Source organism: Cupriavidus sp. H19C3, from assembly GCF_049393815.1.
GTDB lineage: Bacteria > Pseudomonadota > Gammaproteobacteria > Burkholderiales > Burkholderiaceae > Cupriavidus.
Window position 1 is genome coordinate 1998520 of record NZ_CP184985.1, and the last position, 18426, is coordinate 2016945.

Annotated in this window: 16 protein-coding genes; 4 read left to right on the top strand and 12 right to left on the bottom strand. The window is 63.8% G+C overall.

What is annotated here, in order from left to right; all coding sequences use genetic code 11:
* Positions 1-5: 5 nt before the first annotated feature.
* The 4 genes from DFLDMN_RS09320 to DFLDMN_RS09335 all read left to right on the top strand — a co-directional run bounded on the left by DFLDMN_RS09320 (position 6) and on the right by DFLDMN_RS09335 (position 4521).
* Positions 6-1121 carry a glycosyltransferase gene (locus DFLDMN_RS09320; RefSeq protein WP_423198181.1) on the top strand — a complete coding sequence of 372 codons (1116 nt, stop codon included), beginning with the start codon at positions 6-8 and terminating at the stop codon, positions 1119-1121.
* Complete coding sequence (locus tag DFLDMN_RS09325; RefSeq protein WP_423198182.1) at positions 1118-2395, top strand: lipopolysaccharide biosynthesis protein; 1278 nt, start codon at positions 1118-1120, stop codon at positions 2393-2395. The genes DFLDMN_RS09320 and DFLDMN_RS09325 overlap by 4 nt, the downstream gene beginning before the upstream one ends.
* Positions 2396-2397: 2 nt before the next feature.
* The gene (locus DFLDMN_RS09330) at positions 2398-3486 is read left to right on the top strand and encodes a glycosyltransferase family 4 protein (RefSeq protein ID WP_423198364.1); all 1089 of its coding nucleotides are present in this window, start codon (positions 2398-2400) and stop codon (positions 3484-3486) included.
* Positions 3487-3657: 171 nt separating this feature from the next.
* Positions 3658-4521 (top strand): hypothetical protein, encoded by an 864-nt coding sequence (locus DFLDMN_RS09335; protein ID WP_423198183.1) that lies wholly within the window; start codon positions 3658-3660, stop codon positions 4519-4521.
* 72 nt (positions 4522-4593) lie between these two features.
* On the opposite strand, the gene DFLDMN_RS09340 is transcribed toward DFLDMN_RS09335, so the two are convergent.
* From DFLDMN_RS09340 to DFLDMN_RS09395, 12 genes are all read right to left on the bottom strand, one after another.
* Positions 4594-6492, bottom strand: coding sequence for a polysaccharide biosynthesis protein (locus DFLDMN_RS09340; protein WP_423198184.1), 1899 nt, complete (start codon positions 6490-6492; stop codon positions 4594-4596).
* An 85-nt stretch (positions 6493-6577) separates the two neighbouring features.
* On the bottom strand, positions 6578-7156 hold the full coding sequence (locus DFLDMN_RS09345; RefSeq protein ID WP_423198186.1) for an acetyltransferase: 579 nt from the start codon (positions 7154-7156) through the stop codon (positions 6578-6580).
* Positions 7156-7716 (bottom strand): sugar transferase, encoded by a 561-nt coding sequence (locus tag DFLDMN_RS09350; protein ID WP_423198187.1) that lies wholly within the window; start codon positions 7714-7716, stop codon positions 7156-7158. Before DFLDMN_RS09350 ends, DFLDMN_RS09345 begins: the two co-directional genes overlap by 1 nt.
* A complete protein-coding gene (locus tag DFLDMN_RS09355; RefSeq protein ID WP_423198188.1) occupies positions 7713-8657 on the bottom strand; it encodes a UDP-glucose 4-epimerase family protein in 945 nt (314 codons plus the stop codon). The genes DFLDMN_RS09350 and DFLDMN_RS09355 overlap by 4 nt, the downstream gene beginning before the upstream one ends.
* Positions 8654-9907 carry a glycosyltransferase family 4 protein gene (locus DFLDMN_RS09360; RefSeq protein WP_423198189.1) on the bottom strand — a complete coding sequence of 418 codons (1254 nt, stop codon included), beginning with the start codon at positions 9905-9907 and terminating at the stop codon, positions 8654-8656. The genes DFLDMN_RS09355 and DFLDMN_RS09360 overlap by 4 nt, the downstream gene beginning before the upstream one ends.
* 19 nt (positions 9908-9926) lie before the next feature.
* Positions 9927-11057, bottom strand: a complete 1131-nt coding sequence (wecB, locus tag DFLDMN_RS09365) for a non-hydrolyzing UDP-N-acetylglucosamine 2-epimerase (RefSeq protein WP_423198190.1) — start codon at positions 11055-11057, stop codon at positions 9927-9929.
* Positions 11058-11061: 4 nt separating this feature from the next.
* Positions 11062-12105: a polysaccharide biosynthesis protein gene (locus DFLDMN_RS09370; RefSeq protein ID WP_423198191.1), complete on the bottom strand. Its 1044-nt coding sequence runs from the start codon at positions 12103-12105 to the stop codon at positions 11062-11064.
* A 24-nt stretch (positions 12106-12129) separates the two neighbouring features.
* Positions 12130-13011, bottom strand: coding sequence for a dTDP-4-dehydrorhamnose reductase family protein (locus DFLDMN_RS09375; protein WP_423198192.1), 882 nt, complete (start codon positions 13009-13011; stop codon positions 12130-12132).
* Positions 13012-13015: 4 nt separating this feature from the next.
* Positions 13016-14131, bottom strand: coding sequence for a glycosyltransferase family 4 protein (locus DFLDMN_RS09380; protein ID WP_423198193.1), 1116 nt, complete (start codon positions 14129-14131; stop codon positions 13016-13018).
* Positions 14128-16068 (bottom strand): asparagine synthase (glutamine-hydrolyzing), encoded by a 1941-nt coding sequence (asnB, locus tag DFLDMN_RS09385; RefSeq protein WP_423198194.1) that lies wholly within the window; start codon positions 16066-16068, stop codon positions 14128-14130. The genes DFLDMN_RS09380 and asnB overlap by 4 nt, the downstream gene beginning before the upstream one ends.
* A gap of 16 nt (positions 16069-16084) precedes the next feature.
* The gene (locus DFLDMN_RS09390) at positions 16085-17137 is read right to left on the bottom strand and encodes a glycosyltransferase family 4 protein (protein ID WP_423198195.1); all 1053 of its coding nucleotides are present in this window, start codon (positions 17135-17137) and stop codon (positions 16085-16087) included.
* A complete protein-coding gene (locus tag DFLDMN_RS09395; protein WP_423198196.1) occupies positions 17134-18420 on the bottom strand; it encodes a lipid II flippase MurJ in 1287 nt (428 codons plus the stop codon). Before DFLDMN_RS09395 ends, DFLDMN_RS09390 begins: the two co-directional genes overlap by 4 nt.
* Between the last annotated feature and the right edge of the window lie 6 nt (positions 18421-18426).

The following is an 18426-nucleotide window of genomic DNA, read 5'->3' on the forward strand; positions in this document are numbered from 1 at the left end:
GGGGCATGCGTATCCTGCTCGTCGTCACCGGTCTCAAGGTCGGCGGCGCCGAACATCAGGTCGTGGCACTGGCCGGAGCGTTCCGCGCCCTCGGCCATGCCGTGGCCATCGTCAGCCTGTCGCCGGGGTGTGAGATCGACGTGCCCCCGGGCGTCGATGTAATCGAACTCGGAATGCGCAAGACCCCGGCCGGCCTCGCCCTTGCGCTGTGGCGCGCCCGGACATTCGTCCGCGCATGGCGGCCCGACGTCATGCACGCCCACATGATGCACGCCAACCTGTTTGCACGGCTGCTCACGCGCATCGCACGTTGCCCGCTGCTGGTCTGCACCGCGCACAGCTATCGCGAGGGCGGCCGAGCACGCATGCTCGCTTACCGCCTGACCGACCGATGGTGCGCGCTGACCACGCATGTGAGCGAAGCCGGCCGCGCGGGCATGATCGCCGCCGGCGCGGTGCCCGCCGCGCGCATCGTCGTCATGCCGAATGGCATCGATATCGCACGCTTTCGTCATGACGCGGAACGGCGCGCACGCACCCGCGCCAGCCTCGGCATCGACGACGGCGCGCCGTTGCTGATGCACGTGGGCCGGCTCGTGCCGGCCAAGGCCCAGCATGTGCTCGTCGCCGCGTTCGTGCGCAGCCGCGACAAACGCGCGAGGCTGCTGATCGCCGGTGGCGGGCCGCTGGCCGATACGCTGGCAGCGCAGATCCACGTGCTGCAGCTCGACGGCCGCGTGCGGTTGCTCGGACCTCGCCACGACGTGCCCGCGCTGCTCGATGCCGCAGATGCGTTTGCGCTCTCGTCGCACATCGAAGGCTCGCCGCTGGTACTCGCCGAAGCACTGGCCAGCGGTTGCCCGGTCGTGTCCACCGACGCACCGGGCGTTCGGGAGATCGTCGATGGACTCGGCATCATCGTGCCGCGCGGCGACGCGGAAGCGCTTGCCAGGGCCATCGACGCCACGCTGGCGGAAGGCCGAGGCGATGCGCCCACGCAGGCTGCGCGCCGCGCGCATGTCCGCGCGACCCGCGCGCTGGACTCCATCGCGCACCGCTGGCTCGTCTGCTATGCCACCCTGCGCGCCTCGGCCCGCGATAGCCGGCTGGACGCCGCATGAACCGGCGCGTCGCGGCCAATCTCAGTTGGATGCTGTTCGAGCGTGGCCTGCAGGTCGGTATCGGCATCGTCGTCGTCGCGATGGTCGCCCGGGCACTGGGCCCGGTGGGTTTCGCACACTTTCAGTACGCCCAGTCGATGGTGCTGGTCGCGGCAACGTTCGCGCTGGTGTGCGGCGCCGAGGTCGTGGTGCCCCGCCTGGTGGCAGCGTCCGGCCCCCGCGCCGAAGCCACGCACCACGCGCTGCTCGCGCACGCCTTCGTGCTTCGGTTCGCGGGAGGCGTCGCCGGTTATCTGCTGATGTGCGGGTATCTGGGCATCACATCGCCCGACGCGGAGGTCTGGCACACGGCACTGCTGCTCGGCGTCGCCATCTTGCTGCGCGAACCGTTCGGCGTGGTCTCCGCATGGATGCAGGCGCGCACTCACAATCGGCCCGGCGTGCTGTTCAACCTCGCGGCGCTCGGCACCAAGTTCGCGCTGGTCGGCGTCCTGTTCCTATACGGCGTGCGTGAGGTCAGCGGTTACGCCCTGGCGTTCGCGATCGAAGCCGTCGTGGTGGCGGCAATGCAGATGATCTATTTCCGTATACGCAAGCGTGAGCACCGCATCGGCGGCCTGTTCAGCGTCGCGTGGCAACGCTCGTGCCTGCATGAACTGCTGACAACCGGCGCGTTGTTCTGGGCCAGCTACGTCCTGATGGTGGGTGCGCGCCGCGTGGATCAGTTCGTGCTGCAACCGTCGGTACCGGCCGCGGAGTTCGGGGCGTATGCCGCGTGCATGCAGATCCTCGACAACTTCACCGTGCTCGCGAGCGTACTCGCCGCGGGCCTCGCGCCGGTGTACATCTATGCCCGCGGCAATCTCGCTGAAGCCCGTACGAACACCGCGCGCGTCGCGCTCGCGCTGGCTACCGTGGGCCTCGCCGGCGGCGCCGTGATCGCGGCCCTTGCGCCCTGGATCGTGCATCTGATCTACGGCCAGGCGTTCACACCGACCATCGCGCTGCTACGCGCCGCGGCCCTGGTCTCGGCGCTCGTGTTCGCCGACGTTGGCCTCACGCTGCTGGCGGTGCACCTGCGCCGTCCCGACTGGATCGCCATCAAATGGCTCGCGGTCTTTGTCGTGACACTGCTGTTCGACCTCGTAGTAGTGCCGCGCTACGGCAGCTGGGGAGCGATCGCGGGCTACGGCCTGGGCAATGCGGTTGCGATGTTCGTGGGCGTAGTGCTCTGGTGGCGTTGCCGGCCGGCAACGCACGTGGCAGCGCCGTGACGATGCGGCCGACGATATGCTTCCTCACCGGGACGCTCAATGCGTTCGCGGGGGCTGAACGGATGACGGCGGTCATTGCCAACGGGCTGGCCGAGCGCGGATATCCGGTATGTGTGCTGAGCCTGTATGACAGCGTCAGCGTGTTCCCGTTGCACGAAACCGTCACCCACCATGCGCTGTTCAAAGAGCGCCCCTCATACAAGCGCGCGTATCTGGCAACGGTGCTGGGCCTCCGACGCTTCGTGCGCGCGCATGCGGTCGATGTGCTGGTCGAGGTGGATCCGATGCTGACGCTGTTCACGCTACCCGCGACGCTAGGGTTGGGCATCCGTCGGATCGCATGGGAGCACTGTCATTTCGACGAGGATCTGGGGCGGCCGGCGCGGCGGGTGGCTCGGTGGATAGCGGGGTGGAGCGCCGCCGCGATCGTCGTCCTGACCAAGCGTGATCGCGAGCAATGGGTGCGCGCCTTGCATCCGCGCGCCCCAGTGATGGTAATCGGCAATGCACTGCCATTTGGATTCCCGGACAAGCCTTCTCCGCGCGAGGGCAGAACCGTGCTGGCGATAGGCAGGCTCGTACCGGCAAAGGGTTTCGATATTCTGATCCGCGCATGGGCGCACGTCGCGGCGCGGCATCCCGGCTGGCGGCTATCCATCGTCGGAGAAGGTGAACAGCGCGCCGCCCTCGAAGGATCGATTGACGCGATGAACCTCGCGGAACGCGTTGCGCTGCCGGGCTCGACCCCGGACGTCGAGGCGCACTACCGAAATGCCGCAATCTTCTGTCTGAGTTCGCGATACGAGGGATTCGGCCTCGTGCTGCTGGAAGCCATGGCGTTCGGCTTGCCAATCGTGTCGACGGACTGCGAATCGGGCCCGCGTGAACTGATCCACGATGGCGTGAACGGTCTGCAGGTGCCGGTGGACGATCCGCACGCGCTGGCGAATGCCCTGTGCCGGCTCATCGAGGATGCATCGCTTGGCGGCGCCCTTGGCGACCACGCGCGTAACGATGCGCGCCGCCATGGCATCGACGCGGTGATCGGGGACTGGATCGATCTGCTGCGCTCCGCGCCGCTTCGAGAATAACCCGACCCGCCAAATTTTAGCGCACGCAGGTTGCCATTCTTTACCCAGCGATGCGCACGCAAGGTAACCCACCACCCCCGAAATAGAAATCGAAAATTTCTGTTAGCGTTTGCTTTCAGCCTCAGCGGCCAAGGTACAATGCCCCGCATACGATAGGACAATGACCCCACAATGCGATCCGCAGATCCAAATGTTCTCAAAAACAACCGAAAAAGTTATACGAAGTCCCTCGGCATAATTGCCGCGGGGGCAATTTTAGGCGGTGCAATCGGTCTCGGAGCATTCCATATATCGTCGCCGCGCTGGACCGCAAGTGTCGCCGTTCAGATCGGTCAGATTGCGAGACCGGAGGGCGAGGGTGCCACTCTGACCAGTCGTATGCTTGAGAATCCGCTCACCGTCGTAGATCGATTCAATCTGCCAGCGACGCGGCTGAGAATTCTCGAATCACTTGGCCTGCCGGCGCCCGAGAGCGGTGAAAGCAAGGAATCGCGACTGGCGTTCAATACCTTCCGTGCGGCAATGGGTCGTGGTCCGGACGTCATTAATCTGCAGGTTTCTGGTTTTTCGCCGGAATCCGCAGAAAATGCACTGCAGGCCTCTTTCAAACTATTGTCCGCGGAACACCAGAAAATCTTCGAGCCCGCGATTGGAAGGCTGAAGACCGATTTTTCGACGGCTCAGGACAAGCTGAATGGCGCCGAGCGCGATTACGCGAGCAGCCATGCCCGATTACAGGAGGGATCGCAAAAGAGCGATTCTACTGCTGGTACGCGTGACATTCTGCTGACGAATATCGCGGTGCTTGCGAGCGCGCAGATCACCGCATTGCGGCGGCTCACCACACAATTGCAAGAATCGCTGGATCCCGCGCGCAGTTACACGACGCGCATGATCGGTGCAGTCTATGTTCCCGAGCGCCCCAGCTCGCCCAGCCGGCTAGTATATGTCGCCGCAGGCCTTGCCATTGGCATGGCAGGCGGAATTCTCGTGGTTTTCATGCGCATGTCGCGCCGGGAACGCTACACCGCCTGATAACGATGCCCGGTGGGGCCACTGCTCCATCGGACATCATTCGTCGCAGCCCGCGCCTTCATCGGCGCCACACTACACCAGCGCCGCAGCCGAAGTTCCTTCACTTGCCTGTGCATCGTAGCCCTGCACGTAATGGCGGAGGATGTCCTTGATTGTCGCTTCGTCGCTGTGCTCGGCAGCCTGACGCATCCGCGTCAGCACCGGCACAAACTCGCTCCAAGCCACGTGATCCTCGCGCGCCTTCATGATGAGCTCATGTGCGGTCTCCTCCGGGTTGTCGCCGATCAGCAATTCCTCGTAAAGCTTCTCGCCGGGGCGCAGTCCCGTCACGCGAATCTCGATGTCTCCATCGGGCATGCGCTCGTCGCGGATCGTCAGCCCTGATAGCTGTATCATGCGGCGGGCCAGATCCATGATCTTCACGGGTTGGCCCATGTCCAGGACGAACACCTCGCCGCCCTCCGCCATCGCGCTGGCTTGCAGCACGAGCTGAGCAGCCTCGGGAATAGTCATGAAGTAACGGGTCACTTCTGCATGGGTGACCGTGAGCGGCCCTCCCTCGGACAGCTGGCGGCGGAACAGCGGCACGACACTGCCGCTGCTGCCCAGCACATTGCCGAAACGCACCATCGCGAACACCGTGTCATTGCGCACCAGAGCTTGCCCTGCCTGCTCCCCTCCGTCGAGCGGCGCAAAGTTCAGGTTCTCACTCGCCGCAAAGGCCTGCAGTACGAGTTCGGCCATGCGCTTGGATGCGCCCATCACGTTGGTCGGACGGACAGCCTTGTCAGTCGAGACCAGCACGAAACAGTGGGCCTTGTGCTCCATGGCAGCGCGCGCCACGTTCAGCGTACCGAACACGTTGTTCAGCACACCTTCTGCGGGGTTGAACTCGACGAGCGGCACGTGCTTGTACGCGGCCGCGTGGTACACGGTAGCTGGCTGGTACTGGCGGCAGATGTCGCGCATCCGCTCTAAATTGGCCACGCTCGCCAGGAGCGGCACCACCTCCACCGAAAGCCGATGCTTGACACGCTGGCCTTCGAGCTCGTGATGGATGCTGTACAGCCCGAACTCGTTATGATCCACGAGAATTAGCCGCGTCGGCTTCTGCAGCAGAATCTGCCGGCAGAGTTCACTCCCGATGCTGCCGCCCGCGCCCGTGACGAGCACGGTCTTGTTGTAGAGGTTACGCGCCAGCAGGGTCTCGTCGGGCATCACCGCGCCGCGCCCGAGCAAATCTTCGATATCGAGTTCCTGGAAGTCACGTATCGTGACTTTGCCTGACGCCAGATCCACCATGCCGGGCAGCGTGCGCACGTGCACCGGCAGCCCACGCAGCCGCGCGATGATCTCGTTGCGTCGCGCACGGCCCAGTGACGGTACCGCGAGCAGAATGTCGGTCACGTCCATTCGTTCGACGGCATCCGGCACATCGTCGGGGCTTATCACGTCGATGCCGTTGATCGTGCGGCCAACTTTCGACTTGTCGTCATCGACAAATCCCAGTAATGCAAACTCGCGGGCAGCGCCAAGCGCCAGGGCGGTTTGCACGCCCGCCTCGCCCGCACCGTAGATCAGCAGCCTTCCACGCGCCTGGCGGGACTTACCGATGGCGCCGGCCAGCCAAAAGCGGGCCATCGCGCGGCTGGCGCCAACCATCAGCAGAAACAGCATCGGCTGGATCAGCCCGATACTGCGTGGCACACCATCCCATTTGACAAGAACGAGCGCGATAAAGAACAGCGCGCCGTAGATGCTGACAGCCTTGGCGGTGGTCGCGAGGGCTGCCATGCCCGTGTAACGGAAGATGGCCCGATAGAGACCGAAGCGGGCAAAAATAGGAAACGCAAGGACCGGCGCTAGCAGATAGGTGTAGCCCTGCTGCAGTTGCGGCAACCCGACCTGATCGATGCGGAGATAGTACGCAACCCAGACAGAGACCAGCGCTAGCAACAGATCCAGCGCCATGACTAGCATGCGCTTGGCCGGGCGCGGAAGTGCCAGCAAGGGCGCCGCTGTTCTGTGAAATCGCATTGTGGGTGTCTTTAATATCTCAGTTCGCGCACATCGCCTGCCCGGGCCGCAGCACCTCTCTTGCCGCTACCTGAACACGGTACCCTAGTACTGCTCCCGCCTGCATCCAGGCGCCTCGTCCGAGCACGGAGCCACCTGCCATCGCAGCATTGACGCCCAGATGCCCGAAATCCTCGACCCGGCAGTGATGATCAACCACCGCGCCGCAGTTGACGATGGCACCGGTACCGAGGACGGCTTCCGTACCGACAATGGCGCCGGCCATGATCGCACTGCCGGCGCCGACTGTAGCGGACGGCGATACGAATGCGCGAGGATGCACAATGGTCACCAGCTCGAATCCTGCATCGACAAGTGCCTGGCACAGTGCCTCGCGTGCGTTGTTGTTGCCGATAGCCACAATGGCCGCATCGGCCTTGCCGCGATACGCTGACAGGCTGCTCGCCGGCCCGAGCACCGGCGGCCATCCATCGGCGGCCAGCATGACCTCCGCTCGGTCATCGACGAATCCCGCGAGCGCGAAGCCCCCCGTGAGGCTGGCGGCCTCGGCCACCGAACGGCCATGACCGCCGGCACCTACGATCAGCAAATGCTTCATCAGTGCGATACTCCGTCTCTACGCGCGACCTTGACGAAGGTCATCCAGAGGATGCGGATATCTAGCCACAGAGACTGACGATGCAGATACTCAGCATCCAGTTTGACCTTCTCCGGAATCGGTAGCTCGTCGCGGCCGTTCACCTGCGCCCAGCCGGTAAGTCCTGGCACCAGTTTGTGCACGCCTTCCTCCGTCCGCAAGGCAATCAGGTCTGCCTGATTGAACAGCGCAGGCCGGGGACCGACGAAGCTCATGTCTCCCACCAAGATACTCCACAGCTGCGGAAGCTCGTCGAGGCTGCTCTTGCGGAGGAAGGATCCAATCGGCGTGAGATGCGAGCGAGGATCTGCAAGCAGGTGCGTTGCGACGGCGGGCGTACCCACGCGCATGCTTCGAAATTTTGGCATGCGAAAGATCTTGTTGTCACGCCCGACGCGATCCGACCAGTACAGGGCGGGCCCCGCCGACGTCAGCCGCACCATCAGCGCGACGACGAGCACGGGCAATGCCAGCACAAGGGCCGCCACCAGCGCGAGCAGCAGGTCGAATGTTCGCTTCACGACTCAGTGTCCTCCGTCACCTTCTTCAGGCCGTCGTCGAGCGTCAACGGCGGCCGCCAACCCAGCATACGCCGGGTCTTCTCGATATCAACATGCAGCGATCCACACAACCGCCGCGCCACGTCACGCTTACCCAGTGCCGCCGCAATGCCCTCCAGCAACGGCGCCGGAACCGGCAGCAGCCGCGCTGGCCTACCCATTGCCCGGGCAACCCGGCGCAACAGCTCGGACGTGGAGACATCTTCGCCGTCGGAGACCAGGAATGTCTGCCCCGCCGCAGCGGGATGTACGAGGCATGTTGCCAACAGGTCGGCGAGATTTTCCACCGACACGACGCTACGCACGTTGTAGATCGCACCCAGCGGCAGGGGTACGCCGCGCCGGACCCAGCGGAGCATCGCCGCGAAATTGGCCTTTACGCCCGGCCCGTAGACCAGCGGCGGACGCACAATCACGACCGCCATGCCCGTCTGCGACGACAGCTCGCGCAACGCGACCTCCGCCTCCAGCTTGGAGACGCCGTACGGATCGAGCGGCGCCGGGGCGTCGTCGGCCCGAAACGGTGTGCCGGGCGACGTGGCCTCACCGTTCACCTTGATCGAGCTGACGAATACGAAACGGCGTGCACCCGCCTCCGCGGCCTGCTGCGCGAGGTTCACCGTCCCCGCGACGTTGGCGCGCCGAAACTCCGCCAGTGGATCCTGAGCCGTTTCATCCATGACGTGCACACGCGCGGCCGCATGCACCACGGCAGTCACCCCACGTAAGGCGTCACGCCATTCCGTGTCTGCCGATAGATCGCCGACCTGCGCGATCTCCACCGCGCCAGGCACGTGCGCGCCAGCGCTACGCACCGCTGCGCGCACAGGCAAGCCGTCGCGCGCAAGGCGGCGCACTAGCGCACCGCCGACAAATCCCGTTGCCCCGGTGACGAGGATCATGCCGACTCTCCCGATCGGCGCACCACACCGCGTGCCGCGCGCAATTGTTCGAACCATCCCTCGAGCCGGCCTATCAGCGCGTCACGGTTGAACTCAGTCGCCGTCACGGCAAGTCCGCGCGCACCCATGACCGCTCGCTCCTCATCCGTCATGCGCGACAAGCGCAACACGGCATTGGCAAGCCCCTCGTGATCGCCAGCGGCACAGGCAAGGCCCGAACCCGACGACTGCACGACCGTCGCGCCCTCGCCATTGAGCATCGCCACGACCGGAATGCCGGCCGCCAGATACGACTGCAGCTTGCTCGGAATCGTCATCGAGAAAATCGGCTCGTCTTTCAGGGTCACCAGCAACGCCTGCGCATGCCGGAAAAACGACGGCATGCGCTCGAGCGGATGCCGTCCGAGCATCAACACGCGGTCTTCGAGCCCCAGGCGCTTGATCTCCTCGGAGACCCACGGGCCCACGCGTCCATCGCCGACGATCAACCAGCGGATAAGCGGTTCGTTCCTGAGCGCATTGGCTGCGGCGAGGATCGCGGGAAAATCCTGCGCCGCCCCGATATTGCCGGCAAACATCACATTGAAGCTCCCCGGCTTTACAGGGACCTCGCTCGCGGGCACCGCTTCGCGCATCTCGAAGAGCGACTCCGCCCAGCCCGGAAAGTACTCCACGCGTGCTCGCGCCGGCGCGTACTTGCGAATCTGCGGAATGAAGCTGTGCGACTGCGCGAGAATCAGATCGCAGCGGCCATAGATCCAGGACACCAGCTTACCAACCATGCGCAGGATCGTCGGCGAACGTATGACGCCGATGGCCTCGAGTGTCTCCGGCCACAGGTCCTGCACCCAGAACGCCATGGGTGCGCGCTTGGCCGCGCGCATGACGGCGGCGGGAATCCCGACCGTCACCGGCGACGGTTCGTACGCGAATACCGCATCGAACTTCCCGCCACGCAGCTTCCACAGGCCTGCGACGGATGCGCCGATGGCGAAGGTCAGGTAGTTCAGCATCAGCCGGAAGCTGCCAGTCTTGCGCGGCAGCATCGGCACGCGCACGATTTCGGCCCCCTCGTAGCGGGAGAAGCTGTCCGGGTCCTTGCGATACTGCGCAAACACTTCTCCGTCCGGATAGTTGGGGACACCCGTCAGCACCGTGACCTGATGTCCGCGTCGGACCAGTTCGGCGACCAGGTCATTGATGCGGAAGTTTTCCGGCCAGAAGTACTGGGTAACGATCAGCAATCGCATGGAGTCAATCGTCGCCGGCTCAGTATTTCTTCCATACCACGCGATTCACGTAGTCCGTGTAGCTATGGATGATACGAAGCACTTTGTCGGACACGTTCGGCATGCTGTAGTCCGCGACGAGGCGCAGCGTGCGGTCCGTGCCGCGCGACTGATCCTCGAGGATCGCCAGCCCCTGCATGACGCGATCGATATCCTGGCCCACCATCATGACAGTCCCCTCTTCCAGCGCCTCGTGCCGCTCCTGCGCCTCGCGCAGATTCAGCGCCGGGAAGTTCAGGATCGAAGATTCCTCGCTGATCGTGCCGCTGTCGGACAGCACTGCTTTGGCCGACAGCTGCAACCGGTTGTAATCGCTGAAACTAAGTGGCTTCAGCAACTGGACACGCGGATCGAAGCTCGCGCCGAGAGCATCGACGCGCTTCTGCGTACGCGGGTGCGTCGACACGATCACCGGCATGTCGTACGTCTGTGCGACCGTGTTCAGCAAGCTCACGAGCTTGCGGAAATTGGGCTCGGAGTCGACATTCTCCTCGCGATGCGCGCTGACCGCGAAGTATTTGCCTTCCGTCAGGCCGAGGCGCGGCAGCACGTCCGACGCCTCGATGCGCTCGCGGTAGTGCGCGAGCACCTCGGTCATCGGGCTGCCGGTCTTGATCACAAGGTCGGGCGACAAGCCCTCACGCAGCAGGCACTCGCGTGCGATGGCGCTGTACGTCAGGTTCACGTCGGAGGTGTGATCGACGATGCGACGGTTGATTTCCTCCGGCACGCGCATATCGAAGCAGCGATTGCCTGCTTCCATATGAAAAATAGGAACCTTGCGGCGCTTTGCGGGAATCACGGCGATGCAGCTGTTGGTATCGCCGAGCACGAGCAGCGCGTCCGGCCGCGCGGCCTCGAGCACCTTGTCCACCGCGATGATCACATTGCCGATGGTCTCGGCGGCGCCGCCGCCGGCCGCGTTCAGGAAGTGATCGGGCTTACGGATGCCCAGGTCCTCGAAGAAGATCTGGTTCAGCTCGTAGTCGAAATTCTGGCCGGTATGGACCATCACATGGTCGCAGTACTGGTCCAGCTTCGCCATCACGCGCGAGAGGCGGATGATCTCGGGACGCGTGCCCACGACGGTCATGACCTTCAGTTTCTTCATGGCGTCACTCCTCCGCTACCGCGTATTCGCCGCGCGCAATGCGCTGCATGAACTCGAGCTTGAGCAGCAGGGCCTTCATGCCCTGCACATCGAGCCGCAGGGTGTTGTGAGAGTTGTAATCTTCGCCGTGCGTGCTTTGCGTCAGACGCGCTTCGCCCTCTTCGAAGTACTTGCTGTAGTTGAGATCTCGACCGTCGGGCGGCACGCGGAAGTAGTCGCCCATGTCCTCCGCGCACGCAATCTCCTCGCGGCTCAACAACGCTTCGTAAAGTTTCTCGCCATGGCGCGTGCCAATAACACGAACCGGATGCTCGGGCTTACCCATCAGCGCCAAGATCGCCTGCGTCAGCACATCGACGGTAGCCGCCGGCGCCTTTTGCACGAAGATGTCGCCGTTGTTGCCGTGCTCGAACGCGTAGAGGACCAGGTCCACCGCATCGGCCAGCGTCATCATGAAGCGCGTCATCGACGGATCTGTCACGGTGATCTCGCGGCCGGCGAGCACCTGATCGACGAACAGCGGAATGACCGAGCCGCGCGACGCCATCACGTTCCCGTAGCGCGTGCCGCAGATCACTGTGCCCGTGCCTTCAAGGTTGCGGCTCGCCGCCACCATCACCTTCTCCATAAGCGCCTTGCTGATGCCCATGGCGTTGATCGGATAGACGGCCTTGTCGGTGCTCAGGCAGACCACGCGCTTGACGCCTGCGCGGATCGCGGCGTCCAGCACGTTCTCCGTGCCGAGGACGTTGGTGCGAACCGCCTCCATTGGATAGAACTCGCAGGACGGCACCTGTTTGAGCGCCGCGGCATGGAAGACGAAATCGACACCACGCATCGCGGACGAAACGGCATGCGCGTCGCGCACGTCTCCAATGTAGAACTTCAGCTTCGGGTGGTTATAACGCTTGCGCATGTCGTCCTGCTTCTTCTCGTCGCGGCTAAAGATGCGGATCTCGCGCAGATCCGAATCCAGAAATCGACGCAGCACGGCGTTACCAAACGAACCGGTTCCACCGGTAATCAACAGGACTTTGTCTTTGAACATTTTCGTGTTCCGGCAGCTAATTCTTCAACGAAACGCGTGCATGGATTGCACGAGTTCCGGCCATGGCTTGGGCTGGTATCCCGTCGCCTGACGAAAACGACGCGAGTCGAGCGAACGATCGATCACGAACTGGTCGTCGGGCTGGATCTCGATGGTCTTGCCATAAGTCCGCGCCACCAGCGCCAGCAGGTCGAACTTGTTAATCGGCTCGGCCGATACGTGATACAAGCCATGCAACTCGGGGTGTGGAATGACGTGGTCGCGAATCAGGCGCGCGATCTCCACAGTCGGCAAACCCGAAAAGATAGCACGGCGGAAACCTTTCACTGGCCCCGGCTGCGCCAGAAACCAGCACACGAGGCTGCGCGCGCCATCGAGCTCGTGCCCGATGATCGACGTGCGCAGCGTGATGGCGTTCGGATAATCGACTTCCCCCAGATACTTACTACGTCCGTAGAGGTCCTTCGCATCGGAAAAATCCTCCTCCAGATACATGCCCTTCGCCCCCGAGAACACGCAATCGGTGCTCATTTGCACGAAGCGCGCGCCCGCCACGCCGCAGAGGCGCGCCAGGCGATGCGGCAGCAGGCTGTTGATGGGAATCGCGGCCAGTGCGTCGTCCGCCTCGGCAAGCTGCTTCACCAGCCCCACGCAATTGATCACCACGTCCGGACGCACCCTTTCGAACGCCTTGGCAAGGCTGTCGAAGTTCTCCACATCCACGCCGGCGACCACTCTCGGCTGCAGTTCGCCCGGCAGCAGGCGGGCCGCCGCGCCCGAGCGCACCGTGCCAAACGACTCGAAGCCGGTGCTCCGCGAGAACTCGCGCAGCACCGCATTGCCCAGCATACCGGAGGCGCCGAGCACCAGGATTCGCATAGGTTCGTTGTTCATTGCAATATTCATGTTGTCAGACCAGCGCACCGATGCTCTGCCACGTGCGCGTCGATGTCAGCCGCCAGTTGAACGTCTCGCTGCGCCGCGCCGAGGCGGTGGCAAGATCGCTGCGATAGTGCTCATCCAAGAGCACCTTCTCCATCGCCTGTCGAATGCTGCCGGGGTCGGTCGGCGCGAAATATCCTGCGCCGTCCGCGCCGAATTCCGGCATCGGCGGAATGCTCGACGACAGCACGGCACGTCCCGCGCCCAGCGCCTCCAACAGGATGTTCGGGCAGTTCTCGCAAGAGGAAGCGAACAGGTTGACGGTCGCGTTACGGTATGCGGCCGGTAGATCCTCATAGGCGCGTGGACCCGCGACAATGATCTCGTCCTTCAGTTGCCGTTCCTCGATCAGCTTCATCACTTCGCCGGTCAGCTGCTCCTCCGTTTCGCCGACGAGAACGAGCTTGTACCGTGCACGCAACGCGGCCGGCAGGGACGCGTAGGCCAGCGCAACCTCGCGGTGATGCTTGTAGACGTCGAACTTCGACACGTAGAGGATGTATTCCTCATGCGGCAGCCACTCCGGTCGGTCGAGCGACTTGTGATGCGTACGGAAGACTTCATTGATGCCGTGAGGGATCGTCACCGCATGGCGCACGGTCGTCAGACCCTCGATGATCTTGCGTGCGTAGTCTGAAATGAAAATCGTCAGGTCCGCATTCGACATGCTGCGCAGCATCACGCGCCGGAGAATGACATTCCGCAGTTTCTGCAGGCCTGGTGGCATCCGGGCCAGCACCTCTGGATCAAACGGAATCATGTTGCGGAACATCGTCACCACCTTGCAATCGCGTGGCACGCGCGTGGCCACGACGCCGCCGGGGCAGAACAGGACGTCCGCCTTCTCGCGACGCAGCAGACCTGGCAACAGCAGCTTTTCCCACACGGTGCGTAGTAGCGGATTCTCGGTCGGCCAGCCCGTCTCGTCGCGACGGATGCGCCGGTCCTCCGGCAGCTTGAGATACGCCGGCGCAAACACCACGATTTCCAGGTCCGGGCTGTCCGGGAGGTAGGCAAGCAGATTCTTCAGGTAGGTCTGCCCACCGCCGAGACGCGCGGACAATGCATTGATGACGATCTTCATTGTTGTTTGCCTTGCGCCGCCAGCCAGGCCTGGAACATGAGGACGTTCCAGAGGAACAGGCTTCTGTCGAATTCTCCGGACACGTGCTGACGCCACATCTCCCGCACCTTGACCGCATCGAGCAGGCCCTGCTGCTCGAGCAGCGCCGGCGATAGCAACGACTCCGCCCAACTGCGAAGCGGACGCCGCAGCCATTGCGCGAGCGGAATCGAGAACCCCGCCTTCGGTCGGTCGATTAGTTCGCGCGGGACATAGCGGTCCAGGACGCGCCGCAGCACCCATTTGCCCACGCCGTCGCGCAGCAGCACATGCCGCGGCAAGGCAAAGGCAAGTTCCACCAGCCGGTGATCGAGCATCGGTGCGCGTGCCTCAAGGCTTGCGCTCATCGTCGCGCGATCGACCTTCACAAGCAGGTCGTCGGGCAGGTACTGATTCAGGTCCCATTGCCGCATCGCCAGCACGGCATCCTGCTCCGCGCGCCATTTCGGTGCAAAGTTCTCGGGCGTGCGCGCGCCGAGCACGACGCCGTCCTCGGGCTGCCACTGCGACATCAGCCGCACATACATCTCTGCCACGCTCGAGGCCGTCATCAACTGCGCCGCGCGATGAATACGGCGGCCGTTCACGCGCTGGCGCAGCCCGCCCGGCATGACGCGCAGCAGACGGTCCCAGTCACGCGCGGACGCGCTTGCCAGCACTGCCGCCGCGGGCTTGCGCACCATGCCGGGATAGCTGCCCACGCGCTGCCACAGCGCTTCGGTGATCGGATACCTCGGATATCCTGAGAACAGCTCGTCACCACCATCGCCCGACAGGGACACGGTGACGTGCTGACGCGTGAGTCGCGACACCAGCGTTGTCGGAATTTGCGACGAGTCCGCAAACGGCTCGTCGTAGATCTGCGGCAGATCCGGAATGACCGCCTCGGCGTCCTCGGCTGTAACATAAAGTTCCATGTGGTCCGTGCCGAGATGTCGCGCCACCTCTTTCGCATAGGGCGCCTCATCAAAGCCCTCCTCGGCGAAGCCGATGGTGAACGTCCGCACGCGGTGCGAGCTCTGGGCCTGCATCATCGCCACCACGGTGCTCGAGTCCACGCCACCGGACAGAAAGGCGCCCAATGGCACGTCGGAGACCATCTGCAATCGCACCGACTCGCGCAGCGTCTCATCGACACGATCAATCAGGTACGCATCGTCGCATTCGGCCAGCGCGGCGCGCTTCGCCATCTGTTCATCGTCGCCGAGCTGCCAGTACGACCGAACGTTAATTTCGCGGCCGCGATGCGGCGCAATCTTGGCGAAGTGCGCCGGTGGCAGCTTCCAGATACCGCTATAGATGGATTGCGGTGCGGGTATGTAGCCGAAGCGCATAAACTCGGCCAGCGCCTCGCGATCGATCTGCAATTGATCGCCGAAGGCCGCGCGGATCGGCTTCTGCTCGGACGCAAACACGAAAGTCTCGTCGACGAAGCCGTAGTAAAGCGGCTTCTCGCCCATGCGATCGCGCGCCAGCGTCAGCACGCGTTCGGCGCGGTCCCATAGCGCGATCGCGAACATGCCGACAAGTCGTCGGAGCGTGGACTCGATGCCCCAAACCTCGATTGCGGCGAGCAGCACCTCGGTGTCCGAGTGCCCACGCCAGGCCGGACCCCGGCCCGTTGCGTCGATCTCCGCGCGCAGCGCTTCGAAATTGTAGATCTCGCCGTTATAGGCGACGTGATAGCGGCCACCGGCCGAGGCCATCGGCTGATGGCCGGCGGGCGATAGGTCGAGAATGGCCAGGCGGCGGTGACCGAGCACCATGCCACTTTCGTCGTCCGACCAGATGCCGCTGTCGTCGGGGCCGCGATGGTGCAGGGCCTGCAGCATGGTCCCCACATGCGCCTTCGCACTACCGACATCGCGTGCCGCCAGCAGCCCCGCAATTCCACACATCAGCTATCTCCCATATTCAAAGCGAGCGAAAGGATGCCGCAATGCCACGCGCCACGACTTCCGTCGAAAATTTCTCTAGTATCACGGCGCGACCGTTCCGGCCCTGACGCGCGCGCCCCTCCGCATCGCGTTTGCTCTGATGCAGTGCATCGATCCATTGTGCTTCGGTCGTCGCGGCAAAACCGATATCGCCCGCCGCAAACACCTCGCCATTCATGCCGTACGGCGAGGCCACGACCGGCAGCCCCACGGACATGTACTGGAGCATCTTGAAACTGCATTTGCCGCGAGACAGCTCGGAGTCGTCGATCGGCATCAAGCCCACGTCCATCTCCTGCACCAACGCATGTTCTCGCGCGGCGCTCCACGGTACGAAATCGATCTGGTCCTGCGGCACACCGGCCAGTTCAGGCCGCCTGTCCGCGACGATCAGAAAGCGCGCAGTAGGCTCGGCCTGGAAGAAAGAGACAAGCGCGGGCTTGATCATCTCCAGGAACCGGAAGTTGCCGGAGGTCCCGGTCCAGCCCACGATGAACGGCGCGTCGCCCGCCTTCGGCTGCGCGCGCGGCACGAAGCGATCGGCATCGATCGCCGTCGGCACGATGCGAATATCTTCGCAGAACTGCGAGCACCAGTCCGCAAGGTAACGGTTGCCAGCCAGGACCATGCTTGCCTTCCCCACCAAGCGGCCGATCGCGCTGCTGCCCATTGGGTTGTAGAGCCAGATCGCGTCGTCGATATCGAGCACCAGCGGCCGCTTGACGAGCCCGGCCAGCGAATCCAGGCCCGGAATGAAGCTGCGCTCGAGCCAGGTCACGTCGGAAGCGTAGCTGCCCAAGATTCCCGGTATCCGGCACGCGAGGTTCGTCAGCATCTGACCCATCAGCAAGGGCGGAAAATAGCGAGTGCGGATCTGTCCCAGCTTGCCGGGCAGCCGTGCACCCTGGCTCACGGCCGGACAGTAGTCGGTCACCTCCAGGCCGGCTTCCCGCAATGCCGGCATGTATTGCCGCACCCGGAATCTTGCCGATGGCACGTTCAGGCCGCTCGTAAGCGCCGCAATCTTCATCGTTGCCCTTCTCGCGACAGGCTCGCTGAACCGTCGAGCCGGCGAAACAATATGAAATACATTGCCACGGAGTTGAACACCATGTACACCCCGGAGCCGATGGCCACGCCGATCACGCCGCCGAGCAGCAGGCCAACAATCTTGAGCCCGATCCCGAGCGTGAAGCCGATCACGCCGATGCGAGTTGGCGTTTTCGTGTCCGACATCGCGTAGAAACTGCTGGATAGCACCTGTCCGCTGAGGCCCGACAGCCAAACCATGCCCAGCGCAAGCATGATGTGCCACAGCGTATCGACGGATGCGACCGACAGGTTGCCCCGCGCGAACACGAGCTCCAGGACGTAGCGGCCCGGGAACACCGTCAACGCAAGCGCCAGCACGCCGAGCGCCATCAGGATGCCCAGCACGCGCCGGACTTCATGCCGGAACGCGCCCCACTCGCCCTCGTCTGCATGCTTCGCCAGCCGGGGCGTCATCGGCATCGCGATGGCGTTGGTGAGCACGAGATTGCCGGCCGCGTAGATCTGCTGGGCAAGGTGCAGTAGCGACAATGAACCGCTCGGTGTCATCGACGCCAGGAAACGATCTAGCAACTGGTCAGTCTTGTAGTAGATCGTGCCGGCCACCAGCGGCTTTAACCGACGCAGCGCCGAGACGAAATGCTCATCCTTGAAATTCGGCGCGGCGAACGGAAAGCCGACTGGTGTCTGGAACAGGCATTGCAGCACGGCGCGCAGCGTCAGACCCCACGCTGCGATTTCCACGCCACCATGGCCAAGGAACATCACCACGAACGCCAGGGCCAGCAGGCCGGCCAGCATCTGCATGAACGCAGGGTAGATGAATCGGTGCTCCGCCTGATAAGCTGCGTTGAACGGCGCGCCGAGACCGGCGAACACCATGCCCAGCAACTGGATCCGGGTCAGCGTGACGGTCTGCGCGACGGCATCGGCATCGAAGCCGGGCACGGACAGTGGCACCCACCATGGCGCGAGTAACCAGAGCACGCCGGCGAGGCTGCCGAAGATGAGCGCCAGCGCCATCGCGAAGCTCCAGATCGACGATACACGGTGCTTCCGATCGACTACGGTCAGCAGCGGAATCAGCACGTATCCGAGCGAGCCGCTGATGACGTTCAGCACGAGCTGTGGCATGACCATGCCGGCAAACAGCGCGTCGGTACCCTGCCCCGCGCCAAGGCGCGTGACGACGAACCACTGGTAAACGAACAGTCCGCCAGTGTTCAACGCGGTGATGGCCATCAGCCACAGGGCACGCCTCAATGGGAT